A 12,255-nucleotide genomic window follows, 5' to 3' on the forward strand; every position below is an offset into this window, starting at 1 on the left:
GAGCCCGGGGAGGGGCCAGGGAGACAACTCGGATGTGGAAAAACCTGCTGCTCGCGGGCGCGGCCTTGGCGCTCGCCATGGGCACCGCCTCGGCCAAGGAGCTGAAGTCGATCGGCGTCACGCTGGGCTCGCTCGGCAATCCGTTCTTCGTCGCCATGACCAAGGGTGTCGAGGCCAAGGCGAAGGAGATCAACCCGAACGCCAAGATCATCGCGGTCTCGGCCGATTACGACCTGAACAAGCAGTTCACCCAGATCGACAACTTCATCGCCTCGGGTGTGGACGTCATCCTGCTCAACGCCGCCGACCCCAAGGCGATCGCCCCGGCGGTCAAGCGCGCCCAGGCCGCCGGCATCGTCGTGGTCGCGGTCGACGTCGCGGCCGCGGGCGCGGATGCGACGGTGCAGACCAACAACGTCAAGGCCGGTCAGATCGCCTGCCAGTACCTGGTCGACAAGCTCGGCGGCAAGGGCGACGTCGTCATCATCAACGGCCCGCAGGTCTCCTCGGTGGTCGACCGGGTCAACGGCTGCAAGGAGGTCATCGGCAAGACGCAGATGAAGATCCTGTCCTCGGACCAGGATGCCAAGGGCAGCCGCGAAGGCGGGCTCGGCGTGATGCAGGGCCTTCTGACCCGCTTCCAGCACATCGACGGCGTGTTCGCGATCAACGACCCGACGGCGATCGGTGCGGATCTCGCCGCCAAGCAGCTCGGCCGTAGCGAGTTCATCATCACCTCGGTGGACGGTGCCCCCGACATCGAGGCCGCGCTCAAGAACAACACCCTGATCCAGGCCTCGGCCAGCCAGGACCCCTACTTCATGGCGCAGAAGGCGCTCGAGATCGGCTACGACATTCTGAACGGCAAGAAGCCGGCCGAGCCCATGATCCTGCTCGAGCCGCAGCTTATCACCCGCGAGAACGTCGCCCAATACAAGGGCTGGTCGTCCCCCCGCTGACCGGCCTTTGTTCGGCGTCGCCGTGCCCCCCGCAGGCGGCGCCGTCTACCCGGCCCGGAGCCGCGGCTCCGGGCCGCCCCCCCTCAAGAAGGAACCGCAGTCATGGCCGAGGTGCTCTGTGTCGGTGATCTCTTGATCGACTTCGTGCCGACCGTCACCGGCACGGGCCTGATCGACGCGGCGGCCTTTCGGAAAGCACCGGGCGGTGCCGCCGCCAACGTCGCCGTCGGCCTCGCCCGGCTGGGGGTGAGGAGCGCCTTTATGGGCATGGTGGGCGACGATCCGTTCGGCCATCTGCTCGCCGACACGCTGCGCGCCGAGGGCGTCGACACGAGCCCGCTCCGCTTCACCGCGCAGGCGCGCACGGCGCTGGCTTTCGTTTCCTTGCGCGCCGACGGCGAGCGCGAGTTCCTGTTCTACCGCCATCCCAGCGCCGACATGCTGTTCGGTCCGGCGGACGTCGACACGGCAGCGGTCGAGGCCGCCTCCGTCCTGCATTTCGACTCGATCAGCCTTGCCAGCGAGAACCCGCGCGCGGCATGCCTGTTCGCTGCCGACCGGGCGCTTGCCGCCGGCCGCATGGTCTCCTATGACGTGAACCTGCGCCTGCCGCTCTGGTCCGATGCCGCCACGGCAGCCGCCGGTATCCGCGAGGGCCTGAGAAAGGCGCACGTCGTCAAGCTCAGCGACGACGAGCTGGAGTTCCTCACCGGCAGCCGCGAGCCAGCGGCAGTCCGCAGCACGCTCTGGCACGAGCGGCTCCGTCTCGTGGCCGTGACCAGGGGGGCTGCCGGCTCGACCTGGCTCACGCCGACGGCCCAGGGCGACGTACCGAGCGTGGGTGTCACCGCCGTCGACACCACCGGGGCCGGCGACGGCTTCATGGCGGGGCTTCTGGCAGGCCTGCTGCGCGAGCCCGATGCGCTGGCGGACCCCGCCCGGCTGGACCGGCTGTGCCGGTTCGCCAACATCGTGGGCGCGCTCACCACCACCGAGCGCGGCGCCATCCCGGCCCTGCCGACCCGGGCTTCGGTCGAGGCGCTGCTCGCGGCTCAGGGCGACCCTGCTCTCCCCCCCTCTCCATCAGGCGGATAGATCCCGACCATGACCGCCCAGATCATTCCCGTTCCCGTCTTCGACCTCGTCGTCTTCGGCGCCACCGGCGATCTCAGCCACAGAAAGCTGCTTCCGGCCCTCTACTGGCGCGAGCGCGACCAGCAGATGCCATCCGGCAGCCGGATCATCGCCGTGGCCCGCACCCGGTTCTCGACGGCCGAGTACATCGCCCAGATCGAGGCCGCCTGCCGCGAGCACGTCCCTGCCGACAGCTTCCAGGAAGACGTTTTCGCCCGGCTCGCCGAGCGCATCACCTATGTCCCGCTCGACGTGTCGCGCGATGCCGACTGGAGCGCCCTCAAGGCGGCGCTGGCCGGCGGCGAGGACCGGGCGCGCTTGTTCTATCTCGCGACCTCGCCCGATCTGTTCGGCCCGATCTGCCGCGGCGCCGGTGCTGCCGGCATCGTGACCGAGAAATCCCGCGTCGTGCTCGAGAAGCCGATCGGCAGGGATCTCGCCTCGGCGATCCGCATCAACGACGAGGTCGGCGCGGTCTTCGAGGAATCGCAGATCTACCGGATCGATCACTATCTCGGCAAGGAGTCGGTCCAGAACCTTCTGGCGCTGCGCTTCGCCAATTCGCTGTTCGAGGCGGTCTGGGATCGCGCCCACATCGACCACGTCCAGATCACCGTGGCGGAGACCGTGGGTGTCGAGGACAGGGCGGCCTACTACGACCGCTCGGGTGCTCTGCGCGACATGGTGCAGAACCATCTCCTGCAGCTCCTGTGCCTCGTCGCCATGGAGCCGCCGACCAGCATGGACGCCGATTCCGTGCGCGACGAGAAGCTCAAGGTCCTGCGCTCGCTCCGGGTGATCCGCGACGGCGAAGCCGTGCAAAAGATCGTGCGCGGCCAGTACCGGGCGGGTGCCGTGGCCGGCCGCACCGTGCCGGGCTACCTCGAGGAGCTCGGCCACCCCAGCCGCACCGAGACCTTCGTGGCGCTCAAGGCCGAGGTCGAGAACTGGCGCTGGGCCGGCACCCCTTTCTATCTTCGCACCGGCAAGCGGCTGCCCACACGGGTATCCGAGATCGTCATCCAGTTCCACAAGGTGCCGCACTCGATCTTCCCGCGCACCGCCGGCCCGATCGAGCCAAATCGGCTGATCATCCGCCTCCAGCCCGACGACGGCATCCAGCTTGCCCTCATGGCGAAAGACCCCGGCCCCGGCGGCATGCGCCTGCGCCTCGCCCCGCTCGACATCCGCTTCGCCGACGCGTTCAAGGTCCGCTATCCCGACGCCTACGAGCGGCTGCTCATGGACGTCGTGCGCGGCAACGCCACGCTCTTCATGCGCCGCGACGAGGTCGAGGCCGCCTGGCGCTGGATCGAGCCGATCCTGGAGGCGTGGCGGCAGAGCGACGAGCCGCCCAAGCCCTACATCGCCGGAAGCTGGGGCCCGACTGCGGCCATCGCCCTCATCGAGCGCGACGGCCGCACCTGGTTCGAGGACAGCCAGTACTGACCGACCAGTCAGCAGAGGGAGAGCAAGGAATGCCCCTGCACCCCGTCATCGCCGACGTTACCTCCCGCATCCGCCGCCGCAGCGAGGACAGCCGCAGCGCCTATCTCGGCCGGCTCGAGGCCATGGCGACCCGCGGGCCGAGGCGGGCGGCGCTCGCCTGCGGCAACCTCGCCCATGCATTCGCCGCCTGCGGCGACGAGGACAAGGCACGGCTCAGCCGCGGCGACGCGCCCAATATCGGCATCGTCACCGCCTACAACGACATGCTCTCGGCGCACCAGCCCTACGAGGATTACCCGAAGATCCTGCGCGCCGCCGCGCGCGCCGCGGGCGGCACGGCGCAGGTCGCGGGCGGGGTGCCGGCCATGTGCGACGGGGTCACGCAAGGCCAGGTCGGCATGGAGCTGTCCCTGATGAGCCGCGACGTGATCGCGATGGCGACCGCGGTGGCGCTCAGCCACGACACGTTCGATGCCGCTCTGCTGCTTGGCATCTGCGACAAGATCGTGCCCGGGCTCGTGATCGGCGCTCTTGCCTTCGGCCACCTGCCAACCGTCCTCGTCCCGGCGGGGCCGATGCCCTCGGGCCTGCCCAACGCCGAGAAGAGCCGTGTGCGTCAGCTCTACGCCGAGGGCAAGCTCGGCAAGGACGCGCTGCTCGAGGCCGAGATGAAGTCCTACCACGCGCCCGGCACCTGCACCTTCTACGGCACGGCCAACTCCAACCAGATGCTGATGGAGATCATGGGCCTGCACCTGCCGGGAGCGGCGTTCGTGAACCCCGGCACGCCGCTGCGGGACGCGCTCACCCGTGCCGCCGCCGAGCGGGCGCTGCAGATCACGGCGCAGGGCAACGCCTACACGCCCATCGGCCGCGTGCTCGACGAGCGGGCGTTCGTGAACGGCATCGTCGGGCTGATGGCGACCGGCGGCTCCACCAACCACACGCTCCATCTCGTCGCCATGGCGCGCGCAGCCGGCATTCGCCTCACCTGGGACGACTTCGCCGCGATTTCGGACGTCACCCCGCTCCTCGCCCGCGTCTACCCGAACGGCCTCGCCGACGTGAACCAGTTCGAGGCCGCGGGCGGCATGGCGTTCATCATCGGCCAGCTCCTGGATGCGGGCCTCGTCCACGACGACGTGCTGACCGTCGCGGGCGAAGGCGGGCTCCACCGCTACCGCGAGCGGCCTCGGCTCGAGGGCGAGCGCCTCGTCTGGAAGCCGGGCCCTGCCGGGAGCGGCGATCCCCTGATCGTGCGGCCCGTAGCCGAACCCTTCGCCGCCGAAGGCGGCCTCAAGCTGCTCGACGGCAATCTCGGCCGCGGGGTCATCAAGATCTCGGCCGTGAAGCCGCAGCACCGCTTCGTCGAGGCGCCGGCGGTCGTGTTCGAGAGCCAGGAAGAGCTGCTCGCCGCCTTCAAGGCCGGCAGGCTCGATCGCGACCACGTCGCCGTGGTCCGCTTCCAGGGGCCGAAGGCCAACGGCATGCCGGAGCTGCACAAGCTGACGCCGTCCTTGGGCGTGCTCCAGGACCGCGGCTTCAAGGTGGCCCTGGTCACCGACGGACGGATGTCGGGGGCTTCCGGCAAGGTGCCGGCAGCGATCCACGTGACGCCCGAGGCCGCGGCCGGCGGGCCGCTCGCGAAGGTCGAGGACGGCGACATGATCCGGCTCGATGCCGAGGCCGGCACGCTCGAGGTTCTGGTCGACAGCGCCGCATGGGCCGCCCGCACGCCTGCCGTGGCGGATCTGAGCGGGAACGATCACGGCATCGGCCGCGAGCTGTTCGCCCATCTGCGCCGCGGCATCGGCGAGGCCGAGAACGGTGCTTCGCTTCTGGGTGATCTCGCGGCCTGAGGAGAGGAACGATGACGAGCTACACACCGAGCCCGCTTTCCCGTCGGGTCGCCGAGGTGATCGATGCCGCGGTCGTGATCCCGGTCTTGGTCGTCCACAACCCGGCGCAGGCGGTGCCCTTGGCCGAGGCCCTCGCCAAGGGCGGGCTCACCGTGCTCGAGATCACGCTGCGCACCGAGGCGGCGTTCGCTGCGATCGAGGCGATCGCCCGGACCCTGCCCGAGGTGACGCTGGGCGCCGGCACGGTCCTGAACCGGCAGCAGATGCAGCAGGCGGCCGATCACGGCTGCCGCTTCGCCGTGAGCCCCGGCGCCACGCCGGCGCTGCTCGCTGCCGCCGAGGCGGTGGGAATGCCGTTCCTGCCGGGGGCGGCCAGCGCATCCGAGGCCATGGTCCTGGCCGAGCGCGGCTATCTGCGCCAGAAGCTGTTCCCGGCCGAGGCCGCAGGCGGCATGGCGCTCCTGAAGAGCCTGGCCGAACCGTTGCCGCAGATCGGCTTCTGCCCCACGGGCGGCATCGACCTCGCCAGGGCGCCGGCCTACCTGGCGCTGAAGAATGTCGTCTGTGTCGGCGGCTCCTGGGTGGCGCCCAAGGACGCGGTCGAGGCCTGCGACTGGAAGCGGATCGAGAAGCTGGCCGCCGAGGCGACAGCACTACGCCCTCAGGCATAGATCTCCTCGAGCGAGAGCTCGACCCCGAGCTCGCGCAAGGTGATCATGCCGCTGCCGATCACGTCGCGCACGAGCCAAGCCTTGCCAGCGCGCATCGTGCAGCTCGATGCGCCACGTGTCCTGCCACACGAGCAGCACGGCCTCGAGGCTGGGAAAGCGGCGATAGAAGTCGAGCTTGGTCGTGCGATCTTCCCGTTCGGTCTGAAGGCGAGAGCAGCTCGACCACCAAGCGGGGCCGCGACTGAAGCCTTCGCCGGTCAGGCGGGAGACGAACACGTCCGGCTCGCGCCACGTGTCGTCCTCTTCGGACAGCCAGACACCTCCACCGAAGTAGGCCCGGCAGGTGGCCGGCAGCCTGCGGTCGAGCGCACGAAAGATGTTGGCCGTGATCCGACGTGCGGCTCGGCCGGCGGGTTCATGGCGACGGGCCGGCCATCGACCAACTCGGAGCGCGCGCCGGTCCCGTCGTCCCAGGCGAGGAGCTCGCGAACCGTCATCGGCTTCGGGGCCAACCCCGCCATCGACCGATCCCCGCTGCCAGTGGCAGGTCCGTCTTGCCACGGACCGGGCTGCAAAGAGAAAGGGCCGCGGTCGTCCGCGGCCCTTCCCTGCGATCTCCGATCCGGGACGGATCAGAAGTCCATGTCACCCATGCCGCCGCCCGGAGCCGCCGGAGTCGGGGTCTCCTTCTTGGGCTTCTCGGCGACCATCGCCTCGGTGGTGATCAGGAGGCCGGCGACCGAAGCCGCATCCTGCAGCGCGGTGCGGACCACCTTCGCCGGGTCGATGATGCCGCGGGCGACGAGATCGGCGTACTCGTTGGCCTGCGCGTCGAAGCCCCAGTTGCTGTCGGTGGCCTCGAGCAGCTTGCCGACCACGACCGCACCGTCGACACCGGCGTTCTCGGCGATCTGCCGGGCCGGGGCCTGGATCGCCTTGCGGACGATCTCGACACCGACGCGCTGGTCGTCGTTCTCGGGCTTCACGCTGTCGAGCGCCTTGATCGCGTGCAAGAGCGCCACGCCGCCGCCCGGAACGATGCCCTCCTCGACCGCGGCACGGGTCGCGTTCATCGCGTCGTCGACGCGGTCCTTGCGCTCCTTCACCTCGACCTCGGTGGCGCCACCCACGCGGATGACGGCGACACCGCCCGCGAGCTTCGCCAGGCGCTCCTGCAGCTTCTCACGGTCGTAGTCCGAGGTGGTCTCCTCGATCTGCGCCCGGATCTGGTTGCAGCGGCCCTGGATCTCCTCCTTCGAGCCGGCGCCGTCGACGATCGTCGTGTCCTCCTTGTTGATCACGACGCGCTTGGCGCGGCCGAGCATGTCGAGGGTGACGTTCTCGAGCTTGATGCCGAGGTCCTCGCTGATGACCTGACCGGCGGTCAGGATCGCGATGTCCTCGAGCATGGCCTTCCTGCGGTCACCGAAGCCCGGCGCCTTCACCGCCGCGACCTTCAGCCCGCCACGGAGCTTGTTGACCACGAGGGTGGCAAGGGCCTCGCCCTCGACGTCCTCGGCCACGATCAGAAGCGGCTTGCCGCTCTGGACGACCGCTTCCAGCACCGGCAGGAGGCTCTGCAGGTTCGAGAGCTTCTTCTCGTGGATGAGGATGTAGGGCTCCTCGAGGACGCAGCGCATCTTCTCGGAGTCGGTGATGAAGTAGGGCGAGATGTAGCCGCGGTCGAACTGCATGCCCTCGACCACGTCGAGCTCGGTCTCGAGGCTCTTCGCCTCCTCGACCGTGATCACGCCCTCGTTGCCGACCTTCTGCATGGCCTCAGCCAGCATCCGGCCGATCTCCTTGTCACCGTTGGCCGAGATCGTGCCGACCTGGGCGATCTCCTCGGAGGTCGTGACCTTCTTCGCCCGGTTCTTGAGGTCGTTGACGACGGCCTCGACGGCGAGGTCGATGCCGCGCTTGAGGTCCATCGGGTTCATGCCGGCGGCGACGGCCTTGGCACCCTCGCGCACGATCGCGGCGGCGAGCACGGTGGCCGTCGTGGTGCCGTCACCGGCGACGTCGTTGGTCTTCGACGCCACCTCGCGCACCATCTGCGCGCCCATGTTCTCGAACTTGTCGGCGAGCTCGATCTCCTTGGCGACCGTCACACCGTCCTTGGTGATCCGGGGCGCCCCGAAGCTCTTCTCGATGACGACGTTGCGGCCCTTGGGACCGAGCGTCACCTTCACCGCATCGGCGAGGATCTGGACGCCCTTGAGCATCTTGGTGCGGGCGTCGGTCGAAAACTTGACTTCCTTGGCAGCCATCTCTCGCTGTCTCCAGGGAAAAGCTTACAGGGCAGTATGGATCAGGCGGCCTTGGCGGCGGCGCCGCTCTCCTCGAGCACGCCCATGATGTCCGACTCCTTCATGATCAACAGCTCCTCGCCGTCGATCTTGACCTCGGTGCCGGACCACTTGCCGAACAGCACACGGTCGCCCACCTTCACCCCCATCGGGACGAGCTCGCCACGGTCGTTGCGGGCACCGGGACCGACGGCCAGGACCTCACCCTGCATGGGCTTCTCCTTGGCGGTGTCGGGGATGATGATCCCGCCCTTGGTCTTGTTCTCTTCCTCGATGCGCTTGACGACGACGCGATCGTGCAGCGGCTTGAACTTCATGGCGCAGAGCCTCCGAGTCTCGTTTGACACGGTCGTTAGCACTCTCCCTCGACGAGTGCCAACCTCGGCCCGCTAGTTAGGCGCTGCGCTCGGAGCGTTCAAGGGGGCAGGTCCACTTTTGTCAGCACTCCTCGCTCTTTGCTGCTAACCTCTTGATAACACAAAGGAATATGCCGCGGCGCTCTTGACGCCGATCGGGGGTGGGGCAGAATTCTCCCAGCGAGAGAGTGCGGAGTGTTCTGCATGCACCGAAGCGACCGCGTTCCCCTGGAGCTGCAGCTCAAAGGCTATCGCCTGGCCACCGCCGAGATCGTCTACCATATGCCCGATCATCCGGGGCTCCTGCAGACCTTCATCTGGCAGCATTACGATCTCGAGCCGCACTATCCCGAGCTGCGCAAGTTCCTCGATTTCTGGACCAGGAACATCGACGGCAAGCTGCACAGCGTCACGGTGGCGCGCCGCAGGCTGATCGGCCCGCCTCGCTACCGGAACGCCGTAGGCTTGTGGCGACTGCACTGAGCGCAGCCGATCGGCGATGAGGCGCCGGGGCCGGCGCAGTCGCCGGCCAGCCGGACGCCGTGGCCGACCTCAGGCCGCCTTCTTCATGTCCTCGAGGCTCGCGACGGCGCAGTCGCTGAAGACCTGCATGGCCTCGGACTGAGCCTTCAGCACGATATCGCTCATCTCCTGGAAGCTCGCGAACGCACGCTCGTAGAACGAGCACAGGCGCTCGATCGGCTCCCCCGAACGGGACGGGCCCTCGCGCAGCGCCGCATCGCGCTCCGACCAGAATGCCCGCATCTCGCTCTCGGCGAACTCGACCTGACGCCGAACCACGGTCCGCATGGCATCCGCCATGATTCGGCTGGCGCCGGCCCAGCCTTCGAGATAGCGCCGCTGCGCGGCAAGGATCGAATCCAGGTTCACCCCTCGTTGATCGCGATCGATGCTGGTCTCTGCTCTCGCCGCCATGTTGCCTTCCCTCGTTTGCTTTGCCATGGCAAGCCTACTCGTGTACGCATGCTTGCCTGGTGATGCAACGTTGAAACGTTCGACGGCGACCTGGAGCCATCCGGTGCATGGGGCCACGCTGCGCCGCACTCCTCGCCCGATGGCCATTGCCACGAAGCTGGCAGAAAGCGTACGGACCGGCTGAACGCCAGCCGGCGCTCGACAGCTTGATCCTTGCAATTACTGGGCTTCCCGAATCGTTCGCGCAATTTTCATGAGCGAAGCCGCGCGATTCTCGGAAATGTCCGGCCCAGGTCGATCCGAAACATTATCTCGGCGAGCGCTCGCGCACAAGCCGAAGGTCGCAGGCGATGAGATGCCGTCACCGCCCGCGGGCCGTGGCCTTGCGCGGCTCTCGCCGGTCGCGCTGCCCCCCTTCGGATCGCCCTGGGAACACGGCGCTGCCGGCTTGACGCGCGCAAGCCGCCGCCGTAACAAGCGGCTTCGCTCACGCGGGCGGTTGCCCGCGTCCCTTTGCTTTGGCCAGATTCCGAGGATCCTCCGATGGCGCGACGCTGCACACTGACGCGCAAAGGTGTGCTCACCGGCAACAACGTGAGCCACGCCAACAACAAGACGCGGCGGCGCTTCCTGCCGAACATTCAGAGCCGGCGCCTGTTCAGCGAGACGCTGGGCGAGACGGTGCGGCTCAAGATCGCGGCCAGCACGCTGCGCACCATCGAGAAGCGTGGCGGGCTCGACGGCTACCTCCTCGAGGCGAAGGAGGCCGAGCTGCCGCGCGAGCTCGTGCTGCTCCGCCGCCGCATCGCCGAGAGCCAGGCCAAGAAGACCGCCTGATCCCCGCCGGTCGGGCGGCCCGAGCGGGCCGCTTCGCCCGGGCTCACCGCAGCGCGTCGGCCGCGCGCTGTCCGAAATAGCGTCGCGTCAGGCTGAAATCGGGCACGTTGCCGTCGTAGCAGGTGCGGCGTGCCGTGTCGCAGGTGACGCCACGCTCGGGCACGAATAGCCGGCCGGTACCGCGCTCGTCGCGGAGATCGTCGGCCCGGTCCGCGGCGCGGTCGCCGAACATGGCCCTGGTCTCGCTCTTGTCGATCCGTCCCTGCTTGTAGCAGATGCTGCTCGCGGCATCGCAGACCACGCCCGAGCGCGGACGGATGAAGCGGTCCGGATCGCGCGCCCGCCGCGGCAGATCGTCGGCCCAGCCGGGCGGTCTCACCCCGCTGCCAGGTGAAAAGCCGAAGTTCGGACTCTGCTGCCAGCAGCGGCCGAACTGGTCGCAAGCGATGGCGGGACGCGAAGGCAGCGGGACGGACCGCGGCATCGGCGTGGTCGTCTGCGGCAGCGGGCTCGGTCCGAGGCTACCGAGCGGCGGCTGAACGCTGGGTCGGACCAGGACCGGCTGCTGATCCGCTCCCGCCGTGGCGAACGGCGCTCCACAGCCGAGCAGGAGGACGGCCGCGAGACCCGCGATGAGCAGTTGACGCATGACACGTCTCCGTGAGGCCGGCGGATCCGCCGAACCTCTCCTTTCTAGATCGGGCCTGCCGGCCGCCCGGCAAGGGCCGGTCCGTTGCGATCAACGGACGGATGGGTCCGGAGGCTCCGTCTCGCCCCGGTCGGGACGCCAGCGCAGCTCGAGGAGCAAGGTGCGCTGAAGCGGGTTGAAGTTGTCGTCCGCCGCCACGAGCAGGCGGTAAGCGTCCCCCTCCTTCCTGACGGCGAGCGCTTCGTAGTTCTCGCCGAGCTGCGGGCCGGACAGAACCGCGAGCTCCTGCCCCGTGACGATCCCGGCCGGGTCATGCGGCAGGGTCGCGAGTGGCACCGCCACGATCCGCGCCTGCCAGCCGCTCAGAAGAGAAACGCGCCGCTCGAGCACGAAGAGATGGCTGCCCGCCGCATCGGCGTCGGTGGGCCGGAAGCCTTCGGCGGCGCGGTAGCGCAGGCGCTGCGCAGTCCGCTCCTCGAGGCGCACGGCCGGATGCAGGCCGTCGTCGCTCGTCGCCTCCCGGATCGCGAGCAGATCGCCGCCGGGCAGCCGGGCCAACGCCTCGACGCCCTCGTTCCCGGATGCATCCGAAAGAGCAAGCTCAGGGAGCGGCCGCCCTGCTCCTTCCGGCTTCTCCCGCCCCGGTGCGAAGCGCCAGAGCCGCTCCTGCCCCTCGTCGGCGACGAGGCGGGTGTCGCCCGGCAGCAGCACCAGGGCCTCGGCGTCGAGCGGCCGGCCGTGCCGGTCGGCGAGGGCTCGCTCCTCCAGCACCGGAGCGGTGAAGGGCCGGGCTCGTGCGTGAGCCGGCCAGCCCAGGACGAACAGACGGCTGCGGTCGCTGAGGAGCAAGAGCCGGTCCCCGTCCCAGCGCGCGGCCGAGATGCCGCCGAAGCTGGCCTCGGACCCGCTCAGCACCCAGGCACCGTCGAGCTCGAGCCGGCCGAGCCGCTCGGGCAGAGGCGCTTGCGCCGAGCCCAGAGGCTCGGCCCGGATCAGGCCGGGTCCCGCTGCCAACGGCCGGGGCGCGCACGCGGCCGCGGCCGGCAGGAGGAAGACGAGGCAGGCGAGGCGGAATGGCTTCTTCATCGCGGCGGCA

12 protein-coding genes are annotated in these 12,255 nt (G+C 69.2%); 7 read left to right on the top strand and 5 right to left on the bottom strand.

Annotated elements, in window-relative coordinates; genetic code table 11:
• Positions 1–32: 32 nt before the first annotated feature.
• The 5 genes from U1T56_RS20245 to eda all read left to right on the top strand — a co-directional run bounded on the left by U1T56_RS20245 (position 33) and on the right by eda (position 6,072).
• Positions 33–959 (top strand): ABC transporter substrate-binding protein, encoded by a 927-nt coding sequence (locus U1T56_RS20245; protein WP_418161317.1) that lies wholly within the window; start codon positions 33–35, stop codon positions 957–959.
• Between the two features lie 102 nt (positions 960–1,061).
• Positions 1,062–2,054: a PfkB family carbohydrate kinase gene (locus tag U1T56_RS20250; protein ID WP_418161318.1), complete on the top strand. Its 993-nt coding sequence runs from the start codon at positions 1,062–1,064 to the stop codon at positions 2,052–2,054.
• Between the two features lie 9 nt (positions 2,055–2,063).
• Positions 2,064–3,542, top strand: a complete 1,479-nt coding sequence (gene zwf / locus U1T56_RS20255) for a glucose-6-phosphate dehydrogenase (protein WP_418161319.1) — start codon at positions 2,064–2,066, stop codon at positions 3,540–3,542.
• 29 nt (positions 3,543–3,571) lie between these two features.
• Entirely contained in the window at positions 3,572–5,401 is a 1,830-nt protein-coding gene (edd, locus tag U1T56_RS20260) for a phosphogluconate dehydratase (protein ID WP_418161320.1), read from the top strand.
• A gap of 11 nt (positions 5,402–5,412) precedes the next feature.
• Positions 5,413–6,072: a bifunctional 4-hydroxy-2-oxoglutarate aldolase/2-dehydro-3-deoxy-phosphogluconate aldolase gene (eda, locus tag U1T56_RS20265; protein WP_418161321.1), complete on the top strand. Its 660-nt coding sequence runs from the start codon at positions 5,413–5,415 to the stop codon at positions 6,070–6,072.
• A gap of 632 nt (positions 6,073–6,704) precedes the next feature.
• Here the strand turns inward: eda and groL are convergent.
• Positions 6,705–8,342, bottom strand: coding sequence for a chaperonin GroEL (gene groL, locus U1T56_RS20270; RefSeq protein WP_418161322.1), 1,638 nt, complete (start codon positions 8,340–8,342; stop codon positions 6,705–6,707).
• Between the two features lie 41 nt (positions 8,343–8,383).
• Complete coding sequence (groES, locus tag U1T56_RS20275; RefSeq protein WP_418161323.1) at positions 8,384–8,698, bottom strand: co-chaperone GroES; 315 nt, start codon at positions 8,696–8,698, stop codon at positions 8,384–8,386.
• 243 nt (positions 8,699–8,941) lie between these two features.
• Here groES and U1T56_RS20280 point away from each other — a divergent pair, with 243 nt between their 5' ends.
• The gene (locus tag U1T56_RS20280) at positions 8,942–9,220 is read left to right on the top strand and encodes an usg protein (RefSeq protein WP_418161324.1); all 279 of its coding nucleotides are present in this window, start codon (positions 8,942–8,944) and stop codon (positions 9,218–9,220) included.
• Positions 9,221–9,289: 69 nt separating this feature from the next.
• Here U1T56_RS20280 and U1T56_RS20285 read toward each other — a convergent pair whose 3' ends face one another.
• Entirely contained in the window at positions 9,290–9,673 is a 384-nt protein-coding gene (locus tag U1T56_RS20285) for a hypothetical protein (protein WP_418161325.1), read from the bottom strand.
• 543 nt (positions 9,674–10,216) lie between these two features.
• Between U1T56_RS20285 and rpmB the strand changes: the two genes are divergently transcribed.
• A complete protein-coding gene (gene rpmB, locus U1T56_RS20290) occupies positions 10,217–10,510 on the top strand; it encodes a 50S ribosomal protein L28 (protein WP_418161326.1) in 294 nt (97 codons plus the stop codon).
• A 43-nt stretch (positions 10,511–10,553) separates the two neighbouring features.
• On the opposite strand, the gene U1T56_RS20295 is transcribed toward rpmB, so the two are convergent.
• Both U1T56_RS20295 and U1T56_RS20300 read right to left on the bottom strand, forming a co-directional pair.
• Positions 10,554–11,159: a YcgJ family protein gene (locus tag U1T56_RS20295; protein WP_418161327.1), complete on the bottom strand. Its 606-nt coding sequence runs from the start codon at positions 11,157–11,159 to the stop codon at positions 10,554–10,556.
• 90 nt (positions 11,160–11,249) lie between these two features.
• Positions 11,250–12,245 carry an esterase-like activity of phytase family protein gene (locus U1T56_RS20300; RefSeq protein WP_418161328.1) on the bottom strand — a complete coding sequence of 332 codons (996 nt, stop codon included), beginning with the start codon at positions 12,243–12,245 and terminating at the stop codon, positions 11,250–11,252.
• Between the last annotated feature and the right edge of the window lie 10 nt (positions 12,246–12,255).

Origin of the sequence: Benzoatithermus flavus (assembly GCF_037908215.1) — a bacterium.
Classification (GTDB): Bacteria; Pseudomonadota; Alphaproteobacteria; order Geminicoccales; family Geminicoccaceae; genus Benzoatithermus; species Benzoatithermus flavus.

Coding starts and splice junctions, on each gene's coding strand:
- U1T56_RS20245 (WP_418161317.1), top strand. CDS start 33: ATGTGGAAAAACCTGCTGCTCGCGGGCGCGGCCTTGGCGCTCGCCATG.
- U1T56_RS20250 (WP_418161318.1), top strand. CDS start 1,062: ATGGCCGAGGTGCTCTGTGTCGGTGATCTCTTGATCGACTTCGTGCCG.
- zwf (WP_418161319.1), top strand. CDS start 2,064: ATGACCGCCCAGATCATTCCCGTTCCCGTCTTCGACCTCGTCGTCTTC.
- edd (WP_418161320.1), top strand. CDS start 3,572: ATGCCCCTGCACCCCGTCATCGCCGACGTTACCTCCCGCATCCGCCGC.
- eda (WP_418161321.1), top strand. CDS start 5,413: ATGACGAGCTACACACCGAGCCCGCTTTCCCGTCGGGTCGCCGAGGTG.
- groL (WP_418161322.1), bottom strand. CDS start 8,342: ATGGCTGCCAAGGAAGTCAAGTTTTCGACCGACGCCCGCACCAAGATG.
- groES (WP_418161323.1), bottom strand. CDS start 8,698: ATGAAGTTCAAGCCGCTGCACGATCGCGTCGTCGTCAAGCGCATCGAG.
- U1T56_RS20280 (WP_418161324.1), top strand. CDS start 8,942: ATGCACCGAAGCGACCGCGTTCCCCTGGAGCTGCAGCTCAAAGGCTAT.
- U1T56_RS20285 (WP_418161325.1), bottom strand. CDS start 9,673: ATGGCGGCGAGAGCAGAGACCAGCATCGATCGCGATCAACGAGGGGTG.
- rpmB (WP_418161326.1), top strand. CDS start 10,217: ATGGCGCGACGCTGCACACTGACGCGCAAAGGTGTGCTCACCGGCAAC.
- U1T56_RS20295 (WP_418161327.1), bottom strand. CDS start 11,159: ATGCGTCAACTGCTCATCGCGGGTCTCGCGGCCGTCCTCCTGCTCGGC.
- U1T56_RS20300 (WP_418161328.1), bottom strand. CDS start 12,245: ATGAAGAAGCCATTCCGCCTCGCCTGCCTCGTCTTCCTCCTGCCGGCC.